Below are 24,694 nucleotides of genomic sequence, written 5' to 3' on the forward strand. Positions count from 1 at the left end.
GGGCGCTTTTTTTAAACCATGCAGTTGTCTAGACAAGATGAGCCGGTGTACCGCGAGCTGGCCGACATCCTGCGTCGTGAACTGGTTGACTACCAGGCCGGGGATTTCCTGCCGGCCGAAGTGCAGTTGGCGGAACGCTTCGGGGTCAACCGCCACACCTTGCGCCGCGCCATTGATGAGCTGGTGTTCGAGGGCAGCCTCCTGCGGCTCCAGGGCAAGGGCACCCAAGTGCTGGAACGGCCGTTGATTTATTCGATGGCCGCCGACAGTGCCTACAGCCAATCGTTATCGGCCCAGGGCCATGGCGTCGAAGCGGTGCTGCTCAAGCGCCGTTACTGCTTCGCCAGCCGTCAGGAAGCGCAACACCTGGGGATTGCCGAGATGGCACCGATGATCGAACTGCAGACCTTGCGCAAGCTCGATCATCAACCGGTCAGCCTGATCCGCCATCGCTACTGCGCCAGCCTCGCGCCGCTGCTGGCGGACTACAACGGCGGCTCCCTGCGTCAGTACCTGAGCGAGCGGGACCTGCCGTTGACCCGCACCCTGAGCCTGATCGGCGCCCGTTTGCCCAACCGTGAAGAAGCCGCGCTGTTGATGATGCCCCGGCATTTGCCGGCGCTGAGTGTGTTCACGCTTTCCCGCGACAGCGATGGCCGTCCAGTGGAGCTCGCCCAGTCCACCAGCCGTTCCGATCGCTTCCAGTACCAGGTGGTCACCTGATGGAGAACTCAATGCACAACCCTGTTTCTCACACCGAACGGCAGCACTGGATCGGCGTGTTGGCCCGCGCGCGTTGCAGCGAATTGCAGCCCTATGAAGCCGCGCTGCGCGATGTCGAGTACCAACTGATTCGCGCTCCTGAAATCGGCATGACCTTGGTCCGTGGCCGCATGGGCGGCAACGGCGCGCCGTTCAACGTCGGCGAAATGAGCGTGACCCGTTGTGTGGTGCGCCTGGCTGATGGTCGCACCGGTTACAGCTACCTCGCAGGGCGCGACAAGCTCCACGCCGAACTGGCGGCCCTGGCCGACGCGCATTTGCAGGGCGCGCAACAACGCCATTGGCTGGATGCCGTGATCATGCCGCTGGCCCAGGCCCAGGCCGAACGCCGGGCGCAAAAAGAGGCGGAGACCGCCGCGACAAAAGTCGAATTCTTCACCCTCGTACGAGGAGAAAACTAATGAGCGCACAGCTGTTGCAACCGGCATTCGCCGACCCGGTGCTGGATGCCCAACGCAGTTTTCGCACTGCACTCAAGGCGTTGGCCGGACCCGGTCTGATCCAGACCCTGCACGCCACGCCGAGCCTCGAAGGACTGGCGCCAGCCACCTACGCGCTGTGTCTGTCCTTGCTGGATGCAGACACACCGCTGTGGCTGGCACCGTCCTTCGACACGCCAGTGATCCGCGCCAACCTGGCATTTCACTGTGGCTGCCCACTCACTGCCAAGCGTGAGGACGCACGGTTTGCCTTGCTCGGCGCTGATGATTTGCTGGACTTGAGCGGCTTTGATCAGGGCAACGACCGATATCCCGATCAGTCCTGCACCTTGCTGGTTCAACTGGCAGATTTGAGCGGCGGGACAAGGTTGGCCTGGCGTGGACCGGGGATCGAGACCGAGCAGGGCGTAGCACTGCCCGTGGCCGACGAGCTCTGGCGTGAACGTGAGCGACGCTGCGAATTTCCCCGGGGCCTGGACCTGTTATTCGCCGCCGGCCATGACGTGATCGGCCTGCCGCGCAGTACGCGGATCAGTCGCAAAGCACAGGAGCGTGTCTGATGTACGTAGCCGTCAAAGGTGGTGAACAGGCCATCGACAATGCTCATCGTTTACTGGCGAAAAAACGCCGGGGCGATACTTCGGTCGCAGAGGTTGGCGTCGAGCAAATCCTTCAGCAACTGCCACTGGCGGTGGCGCGAGTGATGAGCGAAGGCTCGTTGTACGACCAGGAGCTGGCCGCGCTGGCCATCAAGCAAGCGGCGGGCGATCTGGTGGAAGCGATCTTTCTGCTACGTGCTTATCGCACCACGTTACCGCGCTTCAGCCCGAGCTTGCCGATCGATACGCAAGACATGCAGCTCAGCCGACGCTTGTCCGCCACGTTCAAGGACGTGCCGGGCGGGCAACTGCTGGGACCGACCTTCGACTACACCCATCGCCTGCTCGATTTCGCGCTGCTTGCCGAAGGCGAGTATCCGGGGCCGCAGGTCACGCCCGATGCACGCCTTGAACCGTGCCCGCGGGTTCTCGGTTTACTGGCGCAGGAAGGCTTGATCAAGCACGAATCCGACAACGGCGAAAGCGTGGCGGACATCACCCGCGACCCCTTGGAACTGCCGGCCAGACGCGCTCAACGCCTGCAAGCTCTCGCCCGTGGTGACGAAGGTTTCCTGTTGGCGCTGGGTTACTCGACCCAACGCGGTTACGGCCGCAATCACCCGTTTGCCGGGGAAATCCGCATCGGTGAAGTGCAGGTCTGGATCGAGCCCGAAGAGCTGGGGTTTCCAATCAATCTGGGCAGCATCGAAGTCACCGAGTGCGAGATGGTCAACCAGTTCGTCGGGTCCGCTACTGAACTGGCGCAGTTCACTCGCGGTTATGGATTGGCCTTCGGTCATGCCGAGCGCAAAGCCATGGGCATGGCGCTGGTTGACCGCGCATTGCGCGCCGAGGAATACAACGAAGAGATCGTGTCGCCGGCACAGCAGGAAGAATTCGTGCTGATGCACTGCGACAACGTCGAGGCTGCCGGTTTCGTCTCGCACCTCAAATTACCTCACTACGTGGACTTCCAGGCCGAACTGGAACTGATCCGCAAACTGCGCAAGCAACCGCACACACCTGCCGAGGGCAGCCAACATGAATGACCTGACCCAGGCGCCCGAGCGCGATGCGGCGTACAACTTTGCCTATCTGGATGAACAAACCAAACGCATGATCCGCCGCGCCTTGCTCAAAGCGGTTGCGATCCCCGGTTACCAGGTGCCCTTCGGCGGCCGTGAGATGCCATTGCCGTACGGTTGGGGCACCGGCGGCATGCAATTGACCGCGGCGATTCTCGGCGCTGACGACGTGCTCAAGGTTATCGACCAGGGCGCTGACGACACCACCAACGCCGTGTCGATCCGCCGTTTTTTCGCCCGCACCGCCGGCATCGCCACGACCGAAATCACGCCAGACGCAACGGTGATACAGACCCGTCACCGCATCCCGGAAACCCCGCTGCATGCCGATCAGATCATGGTCTATCAGGTGCCTATCCCCGAGCCGCTGCGTTTTATCGAACCGTCGGAAACCGAGACCCGGACCCTGCACGCCCTCAATGATTACGGAGTGATGCACGTCAAGCTTTACGAAGACATCGCCACCTTCGGCCACATCGCGACCGCTTACGCCTACCCGGTCATGGTCGACGAGCGTTACGTGATGGACCCGTCGCCTATCCCCAAATTCGATAACCCGAAACTCGACATGAGCCCGGCGCTGATGCTGTTCGGCGCCGGCCGCGAGAAGCGTCTCTACGCGGTGCCGCCGTACACCAAGGTCACCAGCCTCGACTTCGAGGATCACCCCTTCCAAGCGCAGAAGTGGGACGAGTGCTGCGCGATTTGCGGCAGCCATGACTCGTTCCTCGACGAGTTGATCCTCGACGACGCCGGTACCCAGAGCTTCGTTTGTTCCGACACTTATTACTGCGCCCAGCGCGTCAGCCAGCAGGAGCAGGGCCAATGAACCAGGCGCTGAAAAACGATCTATCGGTCGCCACCGAACCTTTGCTGCGAGGGCGTGACCTGTCGCTGTTGTATGGCGAGGAAAAGGGTTGCCAAGGTGTCAGCTTCGACCTGTACCCCGGTGAAGTGCTGGGGATTGTCGGCGAGTCCGGCTCCGGTAAGTCAACGCTGCTTTCGCTGCTCAGCGGACGCTTGGCGCCGCAACACGGCACGATCGGTTACCGCGACAAACAGGGCCAGTGGCTGGACCTGTACAGCGCCAGCGAAGCCGAGCGGCGCACGTTGCTGCGTACCGAATGGGGCTTCGTCGAACAAAACCCCCGGGACGGTTTGCGCATGGGCGTTTCGGCGGGCGCCAACATTGGCGAACGCCTGATGGCCCAGGGCGTACGCAATTACCAGCAATTGCGCGAGGCGGGGCTCGACTGGCTGAGCCAGGTGGAAATCGACCCACAGCGCATCGATGACTTGCCCCGGACATTCTCCGGCGGCATGCAGCAGCGCCTGCAGATCGCCCGCAATCTGGTGTCGAGCCCGCGCCTGGTGTTCATGGACGAGCCCACCGGTGGCCTCGATGTGTCGGTGCAGGCACGTTTGCTCGATCTGTTGCGCGCACTGGTGCGTGAACTGGACCTGGCGGTGGTGATCGTCACCCACGATCTGGCGGTGGCGCGGCTGCTGGCCGACCGCTTGATGGTGATGCGTCGCTCGCGGGTGGTGGAAACCGGGCTGACCGACCAGATCCTCGACGATCCGCAGCACCCTTATTCGCAACTGCTGGTGTCTTCGGTGTTGCAGCCGTAAAGCCCCGTCCAACTGTGGAAACCGAGCGATGAATACCTTGATCGAGGTCCGTGACCTCTCGAAAACCTTCACGTTGCATCAGCAGAACGGCGTGGTCCTCAATGTGCTACGCGCGGTGGATTTCAGCGTGGCGGCCGGTGAATGCCTGGTACTGCATGGCCAGTCCGGTGCCGGCAAGAGTACGTTGCTGCGCACCCTGTACGGCAACTACTTGCCCGCGGGCGGCAGTATTCGCGTGCAACACGACGGTCAATGGCTGGAGTTGGTGGGCGCCGAGCCCCGCGACATTCTCCAGGTACGCCAGCGCACTTTGGGCTACGTCAGCCAGTTCCTGCGAGTGATCCCGCGGGTAGCGTGCCTGGACGTGGTGATGGAACCGGCGCTGGCCCATGGCTGGTCCAGGCATCTGGCGCAATCGCGCGCCGAATCGTTGCTGGCGCGCCTGAATATCCCGCAGCGCCTGTGGCAACTGGCCCCCGGCACCTTCTCCGGTGGCGAGCAGCAGCGGGTCAACATCGCCCGGGGTTTCATGGTCGCTTGGCCGGTGATGTTGCTCGACGAACCTACCGCCTCGCTGGACGACAACAATCGCCAGGTGGTGCTGGAACTGATGAACGAAGCCAAGGGCGCCGGTGCCGCGCTGATCGGCATCTTCCATGATCGGGTCGCCCGCGAAGCGGTTGCCGATCGCTATCTCGACATGACCCCAGCCGCTGTGAACCCAGAGGAATGCGTCGATGCCCAGTGAACAGATCCTCAGCAACGCCCAACTGGTCACTGCTGACCGCGTGTTCTACGGCACCGTGGTGTTGCGAGATGGCTTGATCGCCGAGGTTGACGAAGGCCCGAGCCGCTTGCCCCAGGCCCAGGACCTCAATGGCGACTATTTGCTGCCCGGCCTGGTAGAGCTGCACACCGACAACCTGGAAAAACACATGACCCCGCGCCCTGGCGTGGACTGGCCGTCACGCTCGGCGGTGCTCAGCCATGATGCGCAGATCATCGCGGCGGGTATCACCACGGTGTTCGACGCCGTGTCCATCGGTGATGTGAATCCCAAAGGCAATCGCCTGCAGAAACTGCCGGCGATGCTCGAAGCCATCGCCAGTGCATCCGACGCTGGCCTGACCCGCGCCGATCATCGCCTGCACCTGCGCTGCGAGTTGTGCCACCCGGACACCCTGAGTGTGTTCCGTGATCTGGTGAGCAATCCGTTGGTGAAACTGGTGTCGGTGATGGATCACTCGCCAGGGCAGCGCCAGTTCGTGCTGGAGTCCAAGTACCGTGAGTACTACATGGGCAAATACCACCTGACGACAACGCAGATGGATGATTTCATCACCCTGCAGGTGGCCAACTCACGCCAATACAGCGATCGTTATCGCGCCGCGATTGTTGAACATTGCCTGGCCCTTGGCTTGTCGGTGGCCAGCCATGACGACGCGACCCTGGCTCACGTCGAGGAGTCGGCGCGTTATGGCATGACCATCGCCGAGTTCCCGACCACCGTCGAAGCGGCACGCAGTTCTCGGGAGCAGGGCATGAGCGTATTGATGGGCGCGCCGAACATCGTGCGTGGCGGTTCGCACTCGGGCAACGTGGCGGCCGCCGACCTGGCCGCAGAAGGATTGCTGGACATCCTCTCCAGTGACTATTACCCGGCAAGCCTGCTGCAAGCGGCGTTTGCACTGGCGGCGCAGAACCACCGGATCGGCCTGGCCGAAGCGGTGGGCATGGTCAGCCTGGCACCGGCCCGGGCCGCCGGTTTGAGCGACCGCGGCGAGATTGCCCCCGGTCTGCGCGCTGACCTGGTGCAAGCGCGCAGCCTGGACGGGTTGCCGATGGTCCAGCAAGTATGGCGTCAAGCGAAGAGGGTGTATTGATGGCCGGTCGGTTGATCTATCTCATCGGGCCTTCAGGGTCGGGCAAGGACAGCTTGCTGGAGGCTGCGCGAGCGCGGTTGGCCCAGCGCGGCTGCCACATCGTGCGGCGGGTCATCACGCGTTCGGCGCAAGCGACGGGGGAGGCGGCGCAAGGTGTGAGCCCGGAACAGTTCGCCGAGATGGAGGCTCAGGGCGCGTTTGCCCTGAGCTGGCACGCCAATGGGCTGGCGTATGGTATCCCGAGGGAGATCGACGATTGGCTCGCGGCCGGGCAGGACGTACTGGTCAATGGTTCTCGTGGACATTTACCGGACACCCGTTTGCGCTATCCAAACGTGCGGGTGCTATTGCTGACGGTGGATCAAGCAGCGCTGCGCCAACGTCTGCTCGCCCGCGGGCGAGAGCCCGTGGTCGAGATCGATCAGCGGCTGGCGCGTAATGGGCAATTCAGTGAGCACGTACTCGCCGACAACGACCCAGCGTTGCATGTGCTGGATAACTCCGGGCCGCTGGAGCACACAGTCGAGCATCTGCTGGCCTGCATCGAGGAGCCCGTCGCATGCGCCTGACGTTGCTGGGCACTGGTGATGCCCGACAAGTGCCGGTGTATGGTTGCGAATGCCCGGCGTGTGTCCGGGCTCACATCGATGAGCGCTGGCAACGACAGCCGTGCTGCGCGCTGATCGAATGTGGCGACCAGCGCTGGCTGATCGACAGCGGCCTGCCGGATCTGACCGAACGATTTGCCCCGCGCAGCTTCAACGGCATTTTCCAGACGCACTACCATGCCGATCACGCCCAGGGTCTGCTGCACTTGCGCTGGGGCCAGGGGCTGGTGATCCCGGTGCACGGCCCGGTGGATCCGCAGGGCCTGGCCGACCTCTATAAGCACCCTGGCATTCTCGACTTCAGCCACCCATTCGAGGCGTTTGAAACCCGCTCCTTCGGCGCGTTGAGTGTCACCGCGTTGCCCCTGCTGCACTCAAGGCCGACCCTCGGTTATTTATTGGAAGGCGAGGGGCGACGCATCGCCTACCTCACCGATACGGTCGGGCTGCCAGCGGACACCACCGCGTGGCTGCAACGTCAGCCGCCAGACCTGCTGGTGCTCGACTGCTCGATGCCCCCGCAACCCCAGGCACCGCGCAATCACAATGATCTGAACCTGGCCTTGCAGTGCATTGAACACTTGCAGCCTGAGTCGGCGGTGTTGACCCATGTGGGGCATACGTTCGATGAGTGGCTGATTAAGCACGGCAGAGATTTACCGGCCAATGTCAGTGTGGGTTTTGACGGGTGTGTCTTGTAACAGGAGCCTAATAGGGGAGCCTACAGAATTCGGAAAAAATCGTACGCTAAGGTTTTACAACTTGCCGTAGCGGCCTGAATTTCCCGTCTTCCAGCTTGCGGCTCTGTCGCCAGACGTAATCGCCGGTCAGGTTGATGTGTTCCCAGCCCAACGGCGACAGGTATTGATACAGGTCGGTATTCACCGGCTTTCCGGCGTCAGTCAGCCCCTGGGTTGTCCGCTCCAGGTAAACCGTGTTCCACAGCACAATAGCGGCGGTCACCAGGTTTAGGCCACTGGCCCGATAGCGCTGCTGCTCGAAGCTTCTATCCCTGATTTCGCCGAGGCGGTTGAAGAACACCGCCCTGGCCAGGGAGTTGCGAGCCTCTCCCTTGTTTAGGCCAGCATGCACACGACGGCGCAGCTCGACACTTTGCAGCCAATCCAAGATGAACAACGTGCGTTCAATCCGGCCCAGCTCCCGCAGAGCGACAGCCAGGCCGTTCTGGCGCGGATAGCTGCCCAGCTTGCGCAGCATCAACGAGGCGGTGACGGTGCCCTGTTTGATCGACGTGGCCAGTCGCAGAATTTCGTCCCAGTGGGCACGGACGTGCTTGATGTTAAGCGTGCCACCAATCATTGGGCGAAGTGTCGGGTAGTCCTGGACACTCTGTGGCACATACAGCTTGGTTTCGCCCAGATCGCGGATGCGCGGAGCAAAACGAAAGCCCAGCAGGTGCATCAGGGCGAAGACGTGGTCGGTGAAGCCAGCCGTGTCGGTGTAGTGCTCCTCGATCCGCAGATCTGACTCGTGATACAGCAGTCCATCGAGCACGTAGGTCGAATCCCGCACACCGACATTAACCACGCGGGTGCTGAACGGTGCGTACTGATCGGAGATGTGGGTATAAAACAGCCGCCCCGGTTCGTTACCGTACTTTGGGTTAACGTGCCCAGTGCTCTCGCCTCGACCGCCTGCACGGAAGCGCTGGCCATCGGAAGATGAGGTGGTGCCGTCTCCCCAGTTGGCCGCGAAGGTATGGTTGAACTGGCTGTTGACCAGTTCGGCCAGGGCCGCCGAATAGGTTTCGTCGCGAATGTGCCAGGCTTGCAGCCAAGACAGTTTGGCGTAGGTACGCTGTCGCTGGCCAGCGCGTATCCGGGGTAGCGCAGCAGGCAGGGCTGCACAGCAAAGCCGAGGCGATTGGCATCACCCCGGCGCTGACGGATCAGCGACAGGTCGGACTCGTTGAAGGTGTAGTAGCGGATCAGGTCGTCCTGGCTTTCCGGCAGCGCAAGCAGCATGTCGGACTGCGACCGTCTGTTCGTCGGACAAGGCTTTTTTGCGACCTCGGTTTGGTTCCGTTGCTCCCCCAACCCCAAGACCATTTAGAGCGCAAGGCTGTCGACGGCTGTGTTTACACACCCCACGGCTGAGCTACAGCATCCGTTGAAGCGTATCGTCGCGTTTGATGAAATGGTGGATCAGGGTGATGCCGATATGTCCGATAGTGAGAACAGCCAACCCCCAGGCCAGCGGTGAGTGGAGGCTGCCGAGGCTCGCGGCCCAAGCGACTTTTTCACCTTCACCAAAGATTTCCAGCCCGAAGACGGTCAGTCCATGGCCTCCGCCCAGCATCACCAATATCCCGGTGACCGGCAGCAGCAACATGCCGGTGTAAAGCAGGCCATGTCCGACTTTTACCAGCACGGCGGTTGCCGGGTTCTCCCGTGGGCGTTGCTGGCGTTGACTTATCGCCCAGAGGATTCGCAGAACGATCAAGCCAAATAACAGGGTTCCGATGGAAATATGCCAGGGAACCATCGTTTGCCCGATCCAATGCTCGCCTTCGGCGATACGGTCACCGAACTTCAGCAATTGCCAACCGATCAGGACCGCCATGAGCCAATGCAGGATTTTACTGACGCTTCCATAACGCTCTTTGGAATCGTTGATCATCGAGACCTCCGCAAGGTAGTTCAGATATTGATGGCGAAGTCTTTGACGCTAGCAGGCCGACAAACACCCCACCAGTAAGAGAGCCGGCCCCGGTTGTTTGAACAGTGGGGTTCGCTTAGATAAGTGGATTCCCAGCGGTTTTCAGGCTGCCATGGGCAACGGCAGTGATGGGAAGTAAGCCTCATCTGGCGTCTTGCGATCAAGGGCGCTGTGCGGTCGGCGTCGCCACGACGTAGAGTCGCCAGCAAGGCGGTCAAACCAATCCGCTCAGCCTTGGCGCCGCTGGCGGTGTTTTCGAAGACTTGCTCGCAGCCAGATTTCTCCAACGCATCTCGTTGCAAATCGAGGAGTTGGTCATCAGTCGAGACGCGGGCGTATCCAATCAACATGGCTTTGTCCAACTATTCAGTGAGAGTCCAGTGTAGTCGGATATTGAAAGCTGGAGACTGTAGCTGGATGCCAGCGATGCGGGTTTGCACGAGGGTTGTGTCATTTTCAGAAGACGACTGCACCATTTATCAGGAGTCGCCTGCACTGCCCCTGCCCAGTTTTTCCCGCACTCGCATGATGGACTGCCGGGTGGTGCCGTAGTCGCGCGCCACCTTCGCAACCGATTCGCCAGCCGCAAGGCGTTGCATGGCTTCGGCCTGCTGCACCTTTGTCAACGCTGGCGGGCGGCCCAATTCCTTGCCTTCCGCGCGCGCACGCGCAATGCCTGCCTGGGTTCGCTCGATCAGCAAGTCGCGTTCAAACTCAGCCACCGCACTCAACACGCTCATGGTCATCTTTCCGGCGGCGCTGGTCAGATCGACCCCGCCGAGCGCCAGGCAGTGGACGCGGACACTATCGGCGGCCAATCGCTCAACCGTTGCGCGGACATCCATGGCATTGCGACCGAGCCGGTCCAGCTTGGTCACGATGAGCACATCACCGGGCTCCAGCCGGTCAAGCAACCGGGCAAACTGAGGACGCTCACTGGCCGCGATGCTACCGCTGATGCTTTCGGTCACGATGCGGCGCTGATTTACTGAGAAGCCTGCGGCTTCAATCTCTCGAATCTGGTTGTCGGTATTCTGGTCAGCCGTGCTGACGCGGCCATAGATGAAGGTGCGTGACATTTTTGGAAACCGCCGACCTGTACGAAATGGGTGTACTTATTATATGCCATGTCCGAAACAATAAAATGCTTATTTAAGTACATGCGGTTCGATAGGTGTCGGTAACCGATCGGTTTCGTACATAGCTGAGGTCGATGCGACGATGGTACAGAGGAGTTTTGAGCAGAGACGAAGATCGTGCACACAACTCAGATCAACAGTCGTGTGCACTACGGCGAATTCCCCCAACGGAGTGGTGCAGTCGTCTTCGGAAAATGACCCAGTGCCCAGGAAGCCGCACGCAAGGGCATGGAATTGCTCGCCCGCACCGTCTTCATGGAAGCGGGGTAGATCGTGGAGCAGGGGCCATCGCTGAAGGTGCTGAACACACCCGAAGCCGAACGCTGCCGCAAGTTTCTCAGGGGCCTGACCGGCCATACAAACACATCAACCCAAGGGGAATTGAAACATGCAAATTGACCATCGTATCGGCATTGTCGGAGGCAACGGTTGGCTGGGGAGTGCCATTGCGCAGGCGGCGTTGGCCGCCAATGTGGTTGCATCATCTAGGCTGCTGTTGTCCGGCCGTTCGCACAAGCCACTTCACGCATCCCTTGCAGACGTTGAAGTGATCAAGGACAACCAGCAACTGGTGGATCGCTCGAATGTCGTCGTGCTGTCGGTGCGTCCAGACCAGTTCGCCGATGTGAACATCGATGCCAGCGGCAAACTGGTGATATCGGTGATGGCCGGTGTGCCGGCGAATTACATCGCTGCCCGTACGGGGGCCAGTGAAGTGGTGCGGGCCATTCCCAATGCCGCCGCCAGCCTGGGGAAATCCTTCACCCCTTGGTATGCCACGGTGCCGGTATCGGCGCAAAGCAAGCAGGTGGTGCAAGCGCTGTTCGACGCCTGTGGCGAGGCTGCAGAGGTCCCCGAAGAGGGCTTCATTGATTACTGCGTGGGCATGACCGGCTCGGGCGCGGCGTTTCCGGCGCTCCTGGCTCAGGCCATGGAGATCCATGCCGTGTCGCAGGGCTTGCCGGCCGATTTTGCCCGCCGTGCAGCCCTCGGGGTGGTGGTTGCCGCCAGTCAGTTGCTCGCCGCACCCGGCAGCAACCCTGCGACCGTGGTGCAGGAAATGATCGATTACAAAGGGACCACGGCCGCCGCCCTGTCCACCATGCTCGATCAAGGCTTCGCCCGTGCTGTGGGCGCGGGGTTGCATGCAGCCTCGGCCAAGGCCAGCGCCATGTCGAAGTTGGTCACCGCCTGATGAGGGATCATGCCGAGAAAGGGGGAAATTCCCCGAGCACACCCGGGATATGCGATGGCCACCTCTCAACCGTGGCCACAAAAAACCCGCCGAAGCGGGTTTGATGGTTTCAACACTTGCAGCACGTTGAAATCTGATGCTGCTGCTGGGCAGTAGTACCGCAGATTTCAAGCAGACGCAGGGCGTTGATTGCACTCGAAGCAAGTGCAGGCCATGCCTTCACTTTTGAGCTGAGCGCTTTTCGCGTAGGCCTCGGTATACACCTGGTAGCTGATCCGGTTTTCAGTGTAGATCCGCATGGCCGTATGGGAGTCGTCGTGATAACCGGCAACAGTGATATGCGCAATCGCGTCTTTTCGTTTCATGAGTTCTCGCCCTACCAAAGAGGGGAGCGGCTTGCCGCTCGCTGGCTTCGTTACTGGTTTTGACGTGAGGCCAGCAGCGCAGGTGCTACAACAGCGATAACCGCTTCATGGTCAGCAACTTTTTCGCCAGCAGCGACAAGTATGTGGTGATGGTCAAAACGCACCAATACTACTGCGCCAATTACCAGATACTGGTGTCAGTTGATGCACGGGAAGCGCAGATTCAGCACTTGCCGGGGGGGGCACGACCTCGTTAGCGGCGCTGAGTAAGCAAGCCGCCGGTATGAATGATGACAGCATGACCTGGTGCCCACGAGAAACACCAACAGCGAACCTGCCGCGGTCAGCGCGCAGAGTGGTAGCAGCGCCATTGAAAAGCTGCCGGTTTAGCGTGTCCGCAAACATGGAAATGCGGAGGGTTGCGGCTGGCAAATGGCCGCACCCGGAGAGATAAAGCTACTCTGCTAACGATACTTGCTCATCGAGATGGTTCCTGTTGGCCTTCCGCCCGCTCCAGCGTCTCTTCACTAGGCTGGCCATTAGCCCGGCGATTACACCTAGCGCCGATGCCGTGGCCAGTTCGACAAAGGTGTCGAGCGCCGGGGGCAGATGCGAGGCGAAGTAGCAGACCAGACCCAAGAAAAAAGCCAGCACATTGTTGATCACGGGCAGCACTTGGAGGGATAACACGATCAGCGTCACCACCAGCACAACCGGTATGATGCTCCAGGCTCCTAGAACGGGCTCCAGTGCTGCACTAGCCCCGCCAGCGGTGATGCCGATGGCCAAGCCAATGAAGACGCAGACCATGTTAATCGCCCCGTCGCGCGCCGTAATTCCGCGGGTAAAAAAGGCAATCCACCCAATGAACATGGCCCAGACAGGAACGTCGATCAGCAGCGCACAGAGGGTAGCGGCGAGGCAGGCCACAACCGACTCCCCGAAAATGGCCTTGAATTGATTCATATTCATAGAATGGCTCATGGCATATTCACCTCGTCGCAGGTTCAAAAGGGACGTAAATTCGGCAATAGCAATCTGGCAAGTAAAGGCGTCAAAATGAGCGCGTAAGCATGTTCCAGATTGAAATGAATACGAGAAAAATGAATGCTTATGTCTGCCTGGAATTTGATGGGTGGCAAACCGCTACGCCAGAAGATTTATTTCGCGTATCAAATCGTCGACGGCGGCGAGCATGAACTCAATCGTTGTTTCGTCGACGAATCTATCGTCCTGCATCTTTTGATTGACGCCGGGAATGACGACTTGGGGACAGTAGATCACCCTGGAAAGCGTTGCAGAGAACGTTTCACGTAGCTGAGACTGGGCGCGCACCCCGCCGAGCACACCGGGCGAAGAGGTCATGATCAGCACGGGTTTATTTTTTAGTGGCGAATTGAAGCCGGGGCGGGAAGCCCAATCCAGCGCATTTTTCAGAACGCCAGAAGTGCCGTAGTTGTATTCAGGCGAGCAGATGATCAAACCATCGGCCTGTGATATTGCTTCTTTCAGCGCGACCACGGATTGCGGCAGCGCCTCTGCTTCGAGATCACCGTTGTATAGGGGAATGTCGTTAAGAGCGAAGAGACTCATTGCAGCCTGATCACCCATTCGCTTGGACAGCGCCTTGAGTACTGCTGTATTCGTTGACTGCAAACGCAGACTGCCTGAGATGCCCAGTAGATTATGAGCTGAAGTGGTCATAAAACTCCTTAAACCAGAGACAAGGTTAATACAAAAACTACAAATCAGGCCTCTCTGGAAGTGGCAAACCGATCATTACAAAAAGTGCCCTGGCAATCCGCGCGCTTTTGTTGCGCCACGCGTGCCGTGTGCCATTTTGAATAACCACGTCGCCCGCCTTGACCAGGCGGCTCTGACCGTTATCCAGCTCCAGCCACATTTCACCTTCCAGAATGATTCCGTAATCGATGGTGGCGGTGGTGTGCATGCCCGGATTTTCCGGCTCGAAAGTTTCGATCAAACCGGGCAGGGCAGCACTCAGCTCGCCAAACGCCTGAACACCATCGATGGGATTTTGCATGACGGTGTCGGGTGGAAAATCGAACATGGCGATGCTGGTGCCTCCTTGAGAAGGGATCAGCGAGGCGCGATCGAGCGTTGGGTCGCGCGATTGTTCGAGGAGCGCCGGATGGGCGGGCGTCGTCCACAGTTGCGCCATGGCGTGCCCCGGTATCGAGGCAAACGACTGGGCTCTTGGGGCAAAGTCATCTGAAACGAACACCGAGTGGCCTTGTTCGTCGTGGCCAGTCACGATTCTTCTTATCTTCATATGGATTACTCAACGGGCAGCCAGAGAGCCAGCTAGGGGAGGGGTACCACTCCCCTAGCCGGGTTCAATCAAGGACAGATGACGTAATTGCTGAAGCCACCATTCCGGTTTTCGATACCGGTTATGGCGCTATTGACGTCCTCCAGGCTGAAGGCGGTGTTTTCGAAGAATGAAAGATCAAGCACTCCGGATTCAACCATGTCCGCCATGGCCTGGCCTTGCCCGGTGGTGAACCAGGCGGAGCCGCTGATCTGGATGTCGTTGTCCATGATCCAGTGCAGGTCGATCGGGACTTCGCCGGCGATGGCGCCAACGTTGACCAGGTGCCCGCCGCGGTGCAGGGATTTCAGGGCCTGGGTCAGGCTCTCGTGTGGGGCGCCCGGGCCAAGCGCATCAATGACCACATCGACCCCTTCGCCATGGGTGACTTCATAGGCCCATTCGTTGGTGGGAATCGTACCCAAGGTATGAATTTCAATCCGACCCGGGGCCGCCAGGTTCTTCACCTTTTGGAACAGCTCCTGGTTTCTGGCGGTGCCGAGGATTTTCCGTACGCCCATGGCCAGCGCCAGGGCGACGGCGCCCAATCCGAGTGTCCCGCTGATCCCGTTGATCAAAACGGTGCTGCCGGGGCCGACGTTGGCCTTGATCAACGCTTTATAGGCCGTGCCCAAATAACCCAGTCGCGCTGCGGTCTCGAAGCTGATGTTGTCCGGCAGTTTGACCAGGCTGTATTGCGGGGCAGGGATGTACTCGCAAAGACCACCGTAGGGATAGTCTTCGAACATGCGCGGGCTTTTCGGCGTGAACCCGAAATAACCGTTAAACGTATAGGCGCTGCAGGCAATGGTGTTGCCTGCGCGGCACGCCCGGCATGAACCGCAGTGTCGGCCCGGGTTGACGTAAACCCGGTCGCCGACCTTGAAGTCGTAGACCTGGGCGCCGACGGCCTCGATGACACCTGAAGGGTCCAGTCCGAAAATCGCAGGGAGTTTCGGCAGCGGGTTATGCGGGAACCATTTGACCCAGTTGGTGAGGATGTTGTGCAGGTTTGGCACGATCCCGCACGCCTTGATCTTGACCAGCACCTCGGTCGGGCGAATCTCGGGTACGGCCACTTGCTCGATGACCATGGGTTTACCGCCTTCATACAGACGTGCGGCGCGCATAGTTTTTGCAGTCATGATGTTCTCCAACACACATATTGTTTTTGTAGTGGTACTTAACCGTGGAGCACGCTTCAAATCTTCGGCATTAACGTAAGCCGTCTTCGCCCTTTATCTTGGCGGCGGCCAGGCCGCCGAGTCGCGCATGAATCCGCCCGCCGGTGGCCATGGCCAGGCCGAAGGCGATTTCGCCGCGACGAGGGCCGTCCCAAACGGTCATTTCAGCCACGCCGAAGTGGCTGCGAACATAGGCCGCCTGGATGTGCCCGAGCGGGATCATCACCCGGCAACCGGGGCCGCCGATGGTCTTCGCCGCCGGCACGATCGCCTTCGGGTTGCCGAGGGCTTCGCGCATGGCCCAGCCACCGGCTTCATGCCAGACCGCACCGTGTTCCAGTTCGCCGTCTTCGCCGACGATGGCACCCTTGCCATAAGCCTGTACATGTCCGGCGCCGCCCAGGGCATGGATCAGTTGCTCGGACAGTTGCGCGCCCAACCCTCTCAATTCCTGCATAAACGGCAGCAGATCCTCAACATATTGACCTGCATAAGGGTTAACGACCACGGCGGTGGCGACCGCAATCCTCAGCGGGACCGACGAGCGCGGCCCGCCTTCGTGGAATACTTCTTCGACGTCCAGTTTGACCTTGCGAACCATTACCAGCGACATGCCTTATCTCCAGAACCGAGAGCCTTATGCAGCTCGTTATTTTTTTGAACCGGTCTTCCGCATTATGCATTTAATGATGTATGGTGCAAGAACTTAGTTTTTATGCACAAAAACAGGAGAGCAACATGAAGCTGATTTCGTACCGCAAAGAAGGGAAGGCGCATTACGGTGCCGTGTCCGGTGACGGGGTGGTCGAACTGACCCGTCGTTTGGCGCAGGCTGCGGATCTCGCATCCTTTCTTGCCGAACCGGCCCTGATGCAGCAAGCACGCCAGATAGTAGAAGCCGCGCAACCCGATTACCCCTTTTCAAGCGTTCAACTGGAAGCGGTCATACCCAATCCCGGCAAGGTGATTTGCGTCGGCATTAACTATGTCGCTCACGCCGAAGAAGCGGGCAGAAAGGTTGGGGAGTTCCCGGTGATTTTTCAGCGTTTCGCCGAAACCCTTCTTCCCCACGGAGAGCCGCTGGTAAGGCCTCACGTGTCAGAGCAATTTGATTTTGAGGCCGAGTTGGCCGTCGTGATCGGGAAAGGTGGCGCGCATATCGATCCGGCGGATGCGATGGATCACGTCGCGGGTTACACCTGTTTCAACGATGCCAGCGTTCGCGATTGGCAGTTCCATACGCACCAGTACGGCATGGGTAAGACCTTCAGAAAAACCGGTGCTCTGGGCCCATGGCTCATTCCAGCGTCGGAAATTTCCGATTACCGTAAGCTAGTGGTGCGGGGTGTGCTCAATGGCGAGCAGTTACAGGAAGGCAGCCTTTCAGAGTTGGCATTCGACATTCCGCATTTGATTTCGTACGTGTCGAAGGCACTTCCATGGAACCCTGGCGACATTCTGGCAACCGGTACGCCGAGCGGGATCGGCTTCAAGAGAAATCCTCCGATTTTCCTGAAACCCGGTGATGTTTTCGAAGTGGTCATCACGGAGATCGGGACGCTATCGAACGGCGTTATTGACGAAGCCTAAGCGTTGTCCTCTACACAATCATAAAACTGGAGGTTCCAAATGCCCGCATTACCTACAATCAATTTCACTCATTCCGGCGTGTTTTGCGCAGACCTCGATCGCATGGTCGATTTTTACTGCAGCGTTCTAGGCTTCATCGTTAGTGACCAAGGCATCGCCTCAACAGGGCATCGGCTGTTTTTCATGACGCAGAACCCTGAACTCCATCATCAAGTCGTGCTCTTTGACGGCAAGCCTGTCGACCTGCCATTCAACCCGATCAATCAGCTTTCGTTTCTGCTGAACTCTCTGGATGACCTGAAGACGTACTATCAATTCGCCAAAAAAAGCGGCATTGAAGGGATTGCTCAGGTGGATCATGGGAACGCCTGGTCGCTGTACTTCAAAGACCCTGAAGGCAATCCCATCGAAATGTATGTCGATGCGCCGTTTTACACCGCACAACCTTGCAAAGAGCCACTCGATCTCGAGCTGCCGACTGAGGTCATCCTTGCCCAGACCGAGGCCATGTGTAAACGCCGTCCTAGTTTCCAGACTCGCGAACAATGGATGGAATCCACTCGGGCGAAGATTGAAGAACAGCGGGTTCGAATCGTTTGACGGCGCAAGGAAGGGCTATATAGCTCGTTCCGATCGGTGGATGTTGAATCCTGGTTGATGGGCGTGCACAAGCCTGTTCATCAACCAGAAGTCGCAATAGATAAAAAAAGCGGAGAAGACGATGGACTACGATGTCATCATTGTTGGAATGGGGCCGGTGGGTGCTCTGTGCGCAAATCTCGCTGGCATGTGGGGGCTGAACGCTCTCGTCGTGGACAAGTCCGAAACGGTGTACACCAATCCAAGGGCCATGGGATTTGACCATGAAGTGATGCGTGTCTTCGGCAATATTGGTTTGGCCGATGACATCGCCGAACATGTCATGCCTTATCGTCCCTCGGAGTACCGCACCACAGGCTCTCAGCTGATCAAGCGCATTGATGCCGCCAAACCTCCCTTTCCACTGGGTTGGGCACCTAACTATGTGTTCTCGCAGCCTCCCGTTGAGCGCGCCCTGCGAAGTAAAATTGCGGACTTGAAGTCCGTCACCGTGGAACTCGGATCAGACGTGCTGTCGGTCAACTCCAACGGCTCGCAAGCTGATGTTCGCATCCAGGCCAAAGACGGAACTGAGCGCACGGTGACTGCGGACTACGTCTTGGCGTGTGATGGCGGAACCAGCCCGATCCGAACCCGCCTGGGGCTGAAGATGGAGGATCTGGCATTCGATGAGCCATGGCTCGTCGTCGACGTGATCCTCAATGAAGGGGCGGGCGAGAATCTTCCAAAGACTAATGTGCAGTTTTGCGAACTGGCCCGACCTTGTACTTTTGTCGTAGGGCCGGGGCAGCATCGTCGCTGGGAATTCATGATCAATCCAGACGAACAGCCGACGGAAATCTCACAGCCCGAAGCGATCAAAAAGCTGATCTCCCGCTGGTTGCCTGAAGGCGACTATCAGCTATGGCGGGCGTCCGCTTATCGATTCCACGCACTGATCCTGGAGCAGTGGCAGGCCGATCGGGTGTTCTTCCTGGGGGACGCGGCGCACATGACACCACCCTTCCTGGCGCAAGGCATGTGCCAGGGGATTCGCGATGCGCTGAATCTGGTCTGGAAGCTCGCGCTGGTGAAAGGAGGGCTGGCCGCCCCGACGTTCCTGAATACCTACCAAACCGAACGTATTCCTCATGTCCGCCAAACCACCATGGCGGCCAAAGAGTTTGGTGGTGTGATTTGCGAACGTGACAGCGAGAAAGCAGCGATCAGGGATGCGCGATTGATCCAGCAGATGACTGAGAACCCAGGAGGCACCATCAGACAATCGCTGATTCCAGGATTGTCTCAAGGGTTTGTCGCAAATGTTCCGCCCGCCGGCGAGCTGTTTCCTCAGCCTATGGTCATCAACCATACGGGTAAGAAGGCGCTTCTGGATGAATTTACCGGCCAGTCCTTTCGAGTGGTCATTGCGCAAGGGTTCGACGCCAGCGCGCTACTGAGATGTCTGCGCAGTAGCCAATCGCTTAAAGGCCTGCCCATCCAGGTCGTGCGGTTGGTCACCCCTCAACAGTCTGGCGCGCGCACAGTTGATGATTACGAAGAGGTCGACGGCGTACTGACGCAATGGCTTGAGCGTCGAGGCTGCAATGTGGTCATTGTGAGGCCGGATCACTACGTTTACGGGGGGGCGGTCACTGTCGCCTGGGCGATGGAGATGCTTGAGGGGATGGAGCTTGCGCTGTGGTGCAAGGAGCCTGAACAGGCTGGACAGAGTAATGGCGGCGCTTGCGATAAGACGATCAGGTTTGCGCAAGCGATAACTCTGTAAGAAGCGGTACGCCCTTTGCTTCGCACTGCCCACGAATGCAGTTGCGAGGCGAGGGGCTTTTTTGCGGAATATCGATTCGTCACTGACTAGGTTCGGTCGTGAGCGGATTACCCATTGAGCTATTGAAGAGTGGCTTGTTGGCGCTCGATAGCTTCGACAGTTCGACCTAGGGTGTTTTGGATGTGATTGCGCAAGAGCGTCACAGCTTTCACGGAGTCACGTGCCAGCGCAGCATCCATCAGCTCTTGATGCTCATTTCCCTTGTGCCTAGGAGTGATTCGCTGCTTGGCTGAAAAGCGTCTGTAGCGCTCGGCTCTGTCGAAAAGGGAGTCCACCATCTTTAGCATCAACGGTGACGGGCACGCCGCGAACAGAGCGAAGTGGAAGGCCTTATGCCGGGTAGACCACTCATCATCAAGCGCGAGCGCACCGCTTCCCAGCTTTCTCTCAATCAAATTCAAGCGGTGAAACGCACCGAGCACATCGGCCTCCCACGTGTCGTCGCCATATTGGATGGCATCGCCTAGTGCTTCGCACTCCAACAGGCAGCGCATCCGCGTAATGTCGCGGAAGTCTGCCGTGGAAATAGGTGCAACCCTGAACCCCTTGTTATCGCTGGCTTCGACGACTCCGTCCTGAGTCAGTCGATTGAGGGCTTCACGAATAGGGGAGCTGCTGAGCCCATAGGTTTTGGACAATTCGGCGACTTTGAGTTTTTCGCCAGGGGCCAACTCGCAACAAACAATCGCTTTTTTCATCTTCGTCAACGCGACATCGATCAGCGGACTGCCGGGTGAGGTGATCATGGTCGGGGTTATCCTAAATTTGCACTAAATCGATTTTATGCGCAAAACATTCTTTAGTGCAAAGGATGAATGCCTGAATTGCGCATAAATTTCCTCGCGCAGCAAGAAGAGAATCGTTGGCTACTTTGTTGAACGCTCTAATTCGCCCTTGAGCCTCTACAGCGCTCACCTGCATCTCTTCCTGATTCACCTCTGCTTACCTTCTGAACGTTCCGCCCTCTGACATCACCCACTCGGTTTGCACTGGATGCCTTATCCGCCTCTCGCCAGGATCCCGCGCAGCGAAATGCTTGCGCTCGAAAATCTTCTTGACTTTAAATTTGTCCAAGACTACGTTTTGTGCACAAAGTTGATTGTGATGCAGCAAATGATTTTTTGCGCATAATAACTCTGAAAGTGCACCGGCCACCAACCGAAGGTTCAAGAGGTGTGTGATGAAGACGAAGCGGGTTCTCGACTTGGCGGATGCCGAACTGATGCTCGTGGCGGCCATGGAAAAAGCCACTCATGAGAGCTGGAAGGTATCCATGGCCGTGGTTGATGAGGCGGGTTGCCTAATGACGTTCAGAAGGCTTGATGGCGCATCCGTCTCGTCTGTCCAAACGGCCATTGATAAAGCCCGCAGCGCCGCGCTCACACGCCGGCCGACCAAGTTTTTCGAGGATATGGTTGCGGTAGGCCGGGTAGGCGCTTCGATGATTCACGGTGTCTTTCCGATCGAAGGCGGGCTTCCGATCCTTGTCGAGGGTTTGGTCGTAGGAGGGTTTGCCGCCAGCGGGTTGAAATCGCAACTGGACATCGTCCTTGTGGAGGCCGGCTTACAAGCGTTGGCCATCCATCAAGAACGATAAGGCGGGGGAAGAAAGGAACTCAGAGCCTTACGCAGCACCCTGATGTATTCGCAGCCAATGCTGCGAGTGGATGACCTTTTAAAAAAACAAAAAAACAGGAACATCTTCATGAAAACAGCCAACCAGCGCCTCTGCCCGTTGCCGGTTTCCAGCATTGCCTGCGCGGTCAGCGCAACGGTATTGCTGAGCCTCTCAACGCAATCGCAAGCCTTCCAGATCGACACCGGTAATCCCGATCTTTCGGCGACTTGGGACAACACGATCAAGTACAGCAACGCGTGGCGCGTGAACAAGCTTGATCACAAGGTCGCGGTCGGCCCAGGCACTTCCAATAGCAATCCTAATTTGGATGACGGCGACCGAAATTTTGATCGTGGGCTCATCTCAAATCGCCTGGATATCTTGTCCGAGTTCGACATCAAGTACAAAGACGTGGGTGCTCGTCTCAGCGCAGCCTCCTGGTACGACGATGTCTACAACCACGACAACGACAACGACTCTCCCGGCACCGCCAACTCGTTGAGTGTCGAGCACGATGAGTTCACCAGCGATACGCGCCGCATCCACGAACAGAAGACTGAAATCATGGATGCCTTCGTCTACGGATCAAAGGAGATCGGTAGTACCTCGTTGTCCGGGCGACTGGGGCAGTTCACGCAAATATATGGCGAAAGTCTTTTCTTTGGTGCCAACGGCATCGCCAATGCTCAGTCCACCGTGGACCTGGTGAAACTCCAGTCCGTACCCAGCTCCCAGTTCAAAGAAATTCTGATGCCCACCCAACAGGTGTCAGGCAACTGGCAGTTGAGCGATACGGTGAGTGTCGGTGCGTACTACCAATTCCAGTGGAACAAGACTCGGTTACCTGCGGCTGGCAGTTACTTCAGCGGTGCGGACTTCGTGGGCGAAGGCGGGGAGCGGGTGTTTTTCCCGACCGGGGAGCTACTCCATGGCAAGGACAAGGAGGCCAGGGATTCCGGCCAGTTCGGAGCTCAACTGAAATTCGCGCTCGATGACTGGGAATTCGGGCTGTACGCCGCTAAATATCACGAAAAGACCCCAGTGTTTTATTTCCGCCCGGCAGCGCTGGTACCCGGAGCAGATGACACGTTCATCAACGTTTATCCGGAGGACGTCAAGGTGTTCGGCGCGAGTTTCAGCACCCTGGTGGGTGAAGCCAACATTGCCGGTGAAACGTCGATACGGGTGGATACGCCTTTGGCGGGTGTGGGCGGCACCATCATCACCGGTCTGGATGCTGACAACGATTCCAACCCGGCGTACCCCATTGGCCGGTCGTGGCATGCCCAGCTGTCAATGGTGAATGTCTATGGCGGTTCAGCGTTCTGGGACGGTGCTTCGTTCGTTGGTGAACTGGCGTTCAACCGGCGGCTGAGTGTGACCAAAAATGCCGATCAGCTGGATCCCAATACCACGCGTGATGCGTTCGCGATGCGCTTTACGTTCGAACCGCAGTACTTCCAGGTCTTTCCCGGGATCGATGTGCAAGCCCCGATCACTATTGGCTACAACCCGTCCGGGCGTTCTTCTGTCACGCCTCAGGCGTTTGGCCCGGAACATGGCGGCGATCTGACGCTGGGCCTCAAGGCCGATTACAAGAAGCAGTGGTACGCCTCGCTGACCTACACCAATTTCTTTGGTGAAGACGGGCCAATCATCAACTCCTCCAATTCGTACACCTATCAGCAAAACATGAAAGACCGAGATTTCGTGGCGTTTTCGATTCAGCGAACCTTTTAAGCAAAGAACAGGCGGGTATGACAATGACAAAAATTAAACTGCTGCTGCTTTCCACCCTGTCGATCTCTATGTGTGCCAGCACCGCCTTCGCTGCGGTGAGCCCCGATGAGGCGGCGAAGCTCAAGACCACGTTGACGCCCCTGGGCGCCGAAAAAGCCGGCAATGCCGATGGCTCCATTCCCGCATGGACGGGTGGGTTGACCAAGGATGTCGCGGGGGCCAAATTTGGCGATGTGCCTGCTGATCCGTTCCCCGGCGAAAAGCCGCTGTTGAAGATCACCGCGAAGAACGCGGCGCAGTACGCGGACAAGTTGAGCGAAGGTACTAAAGCGCTGCTGGCCAAATACCCCGACAGCTTCCATGTAGATGTGTACCCGACCCATCGCTCTGCCGCGGCACCTGACAGCGTTTATCAAAACACTTTCGCCAACGCTACCCGTTGCAAGACGACCAGTAACGGATTGTCGGTGGAGGGATGCTACGGCGGCATTCCATTCCCTATCCCGAAAACTGGTAATGAGGTCATCTGGAATTTTCTGCTGCGGGTAGAGGCGGAATCCATTCAGATGGGGTATTCCAACGTCATTGGCAATGCTGACGGAACCCGAACGCTGGCCAGCCGTGGCGTTGAGAACTGGCAGTACCCGTTCTACTTCAAGGATGGGAGCGTGGATAAATGGTCGGGGCAGTATGCGCTGTTGCGTTTCCTGACTAACGAACCACCGTTCAAGGCCGGGGAGTCGTTGGTTACACACGACAGCATCAACGCGCAACAACCGCGGGATGCCTGGCAATATCTGGTAGGGCAACGTCGCGTGCGTCGCGCGCCCACCGTTGGTTATGACACGCCAGACTTCGTTGCGTCTGGCGCCAACTACTTCGATGAGGTTCATGGCTTCATCGGTCATCCTGATCGCTACGACTGGAAGCTGGTCGGCAAAAAAGAGATGTACATCCCTTACAACGACAACAAATTCAACGCCGAGAAACTAGACGATGCATTTGCGGCTAACCACCTCAATCCGGACAAGGTGCGCTGGGAACTGCATCGTGTCTGGGAGCTTGAGGCCACTGTCGCCCCGGGTAAACGCCATGCAGTGCCCAAGCGCAAATTCTTCATCGATGAAGACAGCTGGACGGTCTCGCTGGTGGATGGTTACGACGCCGAGGGCAAACTGTGGCGCGTTTCCCAAGTGCTTCCATTCGTTGTTCCTTCCATCCCGGCGGTGGTTGTGAAACCAGTGGTGATCTACAACCTGCAAGCCAAGACGTACAGCGTCGTGCAAAGCCTCAACGGCGAAACTTATAGCGTCATACCGCGCAAGCCCGAGAACTTCTTTACCGGTAACTCGGTAGCGTCCGGGTCAGTGCGCTGAGCCTCGCAACAACTTATT

The 24,694-nt window shown here is 58.5% G+C and carries 28 protein-coding genes and 1 pseudogene; 17 read left to right on the forward strand and 12 right to left on the reverse strand.

Annotated elements, in window-relative coordinates:
- The first annotated feature begins 18 nt into the window (after positions 1 to 18).
- From phnF to phnP, 10 genes are read left to right on the forward strand one after another with little or no spacing between them, the layout of a single operon-like run.
- Positions 19 to 723, forward strand: coding sequence for a phosphonate metabolism transcriptional regulator PhnF (phnF, locus tag AC3IX4_RS14270; protein ID WP_489261143.1), 705 nt, complete (start codon positions 19 to 21; stop codon positions 721 to 723).
- 11 nt (positions 724 to 734) lie between these two features.
- Positions 735 to 1,184, forward strand: a complete 450-nt coding sequence (gene phnG, locus AC3IX4_RS14275) for a phosphonate C-P lyase system protein PhnG (protein ID WP_489261144.1) — start codon at positions 735 to 737, stop codon at positions 1,182 to 1,184.
- Positions 1,184 to 1,783 (forward strand): phosphonate C-P lyase system protein PhnH, encoded by a 600-nt coding sequence (phnH, locus tag AC3IX4_RS14280; protein ID WP_489261145.1) that lies wholly within the window; start codon positions 1,184 to 1,186, stop codon positions 1,781 to 1,783. Before phnG ends, phnH begins: the two co-directional genes overlap by 1 nt.
- The gene (locus AC3IX4_RS14285; protein WP_489261146.1) at positions 1,783 to 2,871 is read left to right on the forward strand and encodes a carbon-phosphorus lyase complex subunit; all 1,089 of its coding nucleotides are present in this window, start codon (positions 1,783 to 1,785) and stop codon (positions 2,869 to 2,871) included. Before phnH ends, AC3IX4_RS14285 begins: the two co-directional genes overlap by 1 nt.
- Positions 2,864 to 3,736 carry an alpha-D-ribose 1-methylphosphonate 5-phosphate C-P-lyase PhnJ gene (locus AC3IX4_RS14290; RefSeq protein WP_489261147.1) on the forward strand — a complete coding sequence of 291 codons (873 nt, stop codon included), beginning with the start codon at positions 2,864 to 2,866 and terminating at the stop codon, positions 3,734 to 3,736. Before AC3IX4_RS14285 ends, AC3IX4_RS14290 begins: the two co-directional genes overlap by 8 nt.
- A complete protein-coding gene (phnK, locus tag AC3IX4_RS14295) occupies positions 3,733 to 4,539 on the forward strand; it encodes a phosphonate C-P lyase system protein PhnK (RefSeq protein WP_489261148.1) in 807 nt (268 codons plus the stop codon). The genes AC3IX4_RS14290 and phnK overlap by 4 nt, the downstream gene beginning before the upstream one ends.
- Before the next feature lie 28 nt (positions 4,540 to 4,567).
- Positions 4,568 to 5,287 carry a phosphonate C-P lyase system protein PhnL gene (gene phnL, locus AC3IX4_RS14300; protein WP_489261149.1) on the forward strand — a complete coding sequence of 240 codons (720 nt, stop codon included), beginning with the start codon at positions 4,568 to 4,570 and terminating at the stop codon, positions 5,285 to 5,287.
- The gene (locus tag AC3IX4_RS14305; RefSeq protein WP_489261150.1) at positions 5,277 to 6,422 is read left to right on the forward strand and encodes an alpha-D-ribose 1-methylphosphonate 5-triphosphate diphosphatase; all 1,146 of its coding nucleotides are present in this window, start codon (positions 5,277 to 5,279) and stop codon (positions 6,420 to 6,422) included. The genes phnL and AC3IX4_RS14305 overlap by 11 nt, the downstream gene beginning before the upstream one ends.
- On the forward strand, positions 6,422 to 6,991 hold the full coding sequence (phnN, locus tag AC3IX4_RS14310) for a phosphonate metabolism protein/1,5-bisphosphokinase (PRPP-forming) PhnN (RefSeq protein WP_489261288.1): 570 nt from the start codon (positions 6,422 to 6,424) through the stop codon (positions 6,989 to 6,991). The genes AC3IX4_RS14305 and phnN overlap by 1 nt, the downstream gene beginning before the upstream one ends.
- Complete coding sequence (phnP, locus tag AC3IX4_RS14315; protein WP_489261151.1) at positions 6,982 to 7,731, forward strand: phosphonate metabolism protein PhnP; 750 nt, start codon at positions 6,982 to 6,984, stop codon at positions 7,729 to 7,731. Before phnN ends, phnP begins: the two co-directional genes overlap by 10 nt.
- Positions 7,732 to 7,777: 46 nt before the next feature.
- Here phnP and AC3IX4_RS14320 read toward each other — a convergent pair whose 3' ends face one another.
- From AC3IX4_RS14320 to AC3IX4_RS14340, 5 genes and pseudogenes are all read right to left on the reverse strand, one after another.
- The gene (locus tag AC3IX4_RS14320) at positions 7,778 to 8,890 is read right to left on the reverse strand and encodes a Tn3 family transposase (protein WP_489261289.1); all 1,113 of its coding nucleotides are present in this window, start codon (positions 8,888 to 8,890) and stop codon (positions 7,778 to 7,780) included.
- A gap of 11 nt (positions 8,891 to 8,901) precedes the next feature.
- Positions 8,902 to 9,099 (reverse strand): annotated as a pseudogene (locus AC3IX4_RS14325) (DUF4158 domain-containing protein); the annotation flags it as partial.
- A 49-nt stretch (positions 9,100 to 9,148) separates the two neighbouring features.
- On the reverse strand, positions 9,149 to 9,670 hold the full coding sequence (locus tag AC3IX4_RS14330) for a cytochrome b (protein WP_489261152.1): 522 nt from the start codon (positions 9,668 to 9,670) through the stop codon (positions 9,149 to 9,151).
- Between the two features lie 20 nt (positions 9,671 to 9,690).
- Positions 9,691 to 10,059, reverse strand: coding sequence for a recombinase family protein (locus AC3IX4_RS14335; protein WP_489261153.1), 369 nt, complete (start codon positions 10,057 to 10,059; stop codon positions 9,691 to 9,693).
- A gap of 129 nt (positions 10,060 to 10,188) precedes the next feature.
- Positions 10,189 to 10,788, reverse strand: coding sequence for a recombinase family protein (locus tag AC3IX4_RS14340; protein WP_489261154.1), 600 nt, complete (start codon positions 10,786 to 10,788; stop codon positions 10,189 to 10,191).
- Positions 10,789 to 11,236: 448 nt separating this feature from the next.
- Here AC3IX4_RS14340 and AC3IX4_RS14345 point away from each other — a divergent pair, with 448 nt between their 5' ends.
- Complete coding sequence (locus tag AC3IX4_RS14345) at positions 11,237 to 12,043, forward strand: pyrroline-5-carboxylate reductase family protein (RefSeq protein WP_489261155.1); 807 nt, start codon at positions 11,237 to 11,239, stop codon at positions 12,041 to 12,043.
- Between the two features lie 167 nt (positions 12,044 to 12,210).
- On the opposite strand, the gene AC3IX4_RS14350 is transcribed toward AC3IX4_RS14345, so the two are convergent.
- From AC3IX4_RS14350 to AC3IX4_RS14375, 6 genes are all read right to left on the reverse strand, one after another.
- Positions 12,211 to 12,408, reverse strand: a complete 198-nt coding sequence (locus AC3IX4_RS14350; protein WP_489261156.1) for a hypothetical protein — start codon at positions 12,406 to 12,408, stop codon at positions 12,211 to 12,213.
- Positions 12,409 to 12,864: 456 nt separating this feature from the next.
- Complete coding sequence (locus AC3IX4_RS14355) at positions 12,865 to 13,380, reverse strand: DUF1097 domain-containing protein (RefSeq protein WP_489261157.1); 516 nt, start codon at positions 13,378 to 13,380, stop codon at positions 12,865 to 12,867.
- 174 nt (positions 13,381 to 13,554) lie between these two features.
- Positions 13,555 to 14,112: an NADPH-dependent FMN reductase gene (locus tag AC3IX4_RS14360; RefSeq protein ID WP_489261158.1), complete on the reverse strand. Its 558-nt coding sequence runs from the start codon at positions 14,110 to 14,112 to the stop codon at positions 13,555 to 13,557.
- A 37-nt stretch (positions 14,113 to 14,149) separates the two neighbouring features.
- Positions 14,150 to 14,701 carry a cupin domain-containing protein gene (locus AC3IX4_RS14365; RefSeq protein WP_489261159.1) on the reverse strand — a complete coding sequence of 184 codons (552 nt, stop codon included), beginning with the start codon at positions 14,699 to 14,701 and terminating at the stop codon, positions 14,150 to 14,152.
- A 68-nt stretch (positions 14,702 to 14,769) separates the two neighbouring features.
- Entirely contained in the window at positions 14,770 to 15,885 is a 1,116-nt protein-coding gene (locus AC3IX4_RS14370) for an alcohol dehydrogenase catalytic domain-containing protein (protein WP_489261160.1), read from the reverse strand.
- Between the two features lie 70 nt (positions 15,886 to 15,955).
- Complete coding sequence (locus tag AC3IX4_RS14375; RefSeq protein WP_489261161.1) at positions 15,956 to 16,537, reverse strand: amino acid synthesis family protein; 582 nt, start codon at positions 16,535 to 16,537, stop codon at positions 15,956 to 15,958.
- Between the two features lie 125 nt (positions 16,538 to 16,662).
- Here AC3IX4_RS14375 and AC3IX4_RS14380 point away from each other — a divergent pair, with 125 nt between their 5' ends.
- The 3 genes from AC3IX4_RS14380 to AC3IX4_RS14390 all read left to right on the forward strand — a co-directional run bounded on the left by AC3IX4_RS14380 (position 16,663) and on the right by AC3IX4_RS14390 (position 19,882).
- Entirely contained in the window at positions 16,663 to 17,514 is an 852-nt protein-coding gene (locus AC3IX4_RS14380; RefSeq protein WP_489261162.1) for a fumarylacetoacetate hydrolase family protein, read from the forward strand.
- 39 nt (positions 17,515 to 17,553) lie between these two features.
- Positions 17,554 to 18,114, forward strand: a complete 561-nt coding sequence (locus AC3IX4_RS14385; RefSeq protein WP_489261163.1) for a VOC family protein — start codon at positions 17,554 to 17,556, stop codon at positions 18,112 to 18,114.
- 121 nt (positions 18,115 to 18,235) lie between these two features.
- Positions 18,236 to 19,882: a bifunctional 3-(3-hydroxy-phenyl)propionate/3-hydroxycinnamic acid hydroxylase gene (locus tag AC3IX4_RS14390; protein WP_489261164.1), complete on the forward strand. Its 1,647-nt coding sequence runs from the start codon at positions 18,236 to 18,238 to the stop codon at positions 19,880 to 19,882.
- Positions 19,883 to 20,001: 119 nt separating this feature from the next.
- Here AC3IX4_RS14390 and AC3IX4_RS14395 read toward each other — a convergent pair whose 3' ends face one another.
- Positions 20,002 to 20,688 carry a GntR family transcriptional regulator gene (locus AC3IX4_RS14395; protein WP_489261165.1) on the reverse strand — a complete coding sequence of 229 codons (687 nt, stop codon included), beginning with the start codon at positions 20,686 to 20,688 and terminating at the stop codon, positions 20,002 to 20,004.
- A gap of 434 nt (positions 20,689 to 21,122) precedes the next feature.
- Between AC3IX4_RS14395 and AC3IX4_RS14400 the strand changes: the two genes are divergently transcribed.
- From AC3IX4_RS14400 to AC3IX4_RS14410, 3 genes are all read left to right on the forward strand, one after another.
- Positions 21,123 to 21,539 carry a GlcG/HbpS family heme-binding protein gene (locus AC3IX4_RS14400; protein WP_489261166.1) on the forward strand — a complete coding sequence of 139 codons (417 nt, stop codon included), beginning with the start codon at positions 21,123 to 21,125 and terminating at the stop codon, positions 21,537 to 21,539.
- A 108-nt stretch (positions 21,540 to 21,647) separates the two neighbouring features.
- On the forward strand, positions 21,648 to 23,300 hold the full coding sequence (locus AC3IX4_RS14405; RefSeq protein ID WP_489261167.1) for a DUF1302 domain-containing protein: 1,653 nt from the start codon (positions 21,648 to 21,650) through the stop codon (positions 23,298 to 23,300).
- Positions 23,301 to 23,323: 23 nt separating this feature from the next.
- Positions 23,324 to 24,676 carry a DUF1329 domain-containing protein gene (locus tag AC3IX4_RS14410; RefSeq protein ID WP_489261168.1) on the forward strand — a complete coding sequence of 451 codons (1,353 nt, stop codon included), beginning with the start codon at positions 23,324 to 23,326 and terminating at the stop codon, positions 24,674 to 24,676.
- The last annotated feature ends 18 nt before the right edge of the window (positions 24,677 to 24,694 follow it).

The organism is Pseudomonas sp. KH_021, from assembly GCF_057838865.1.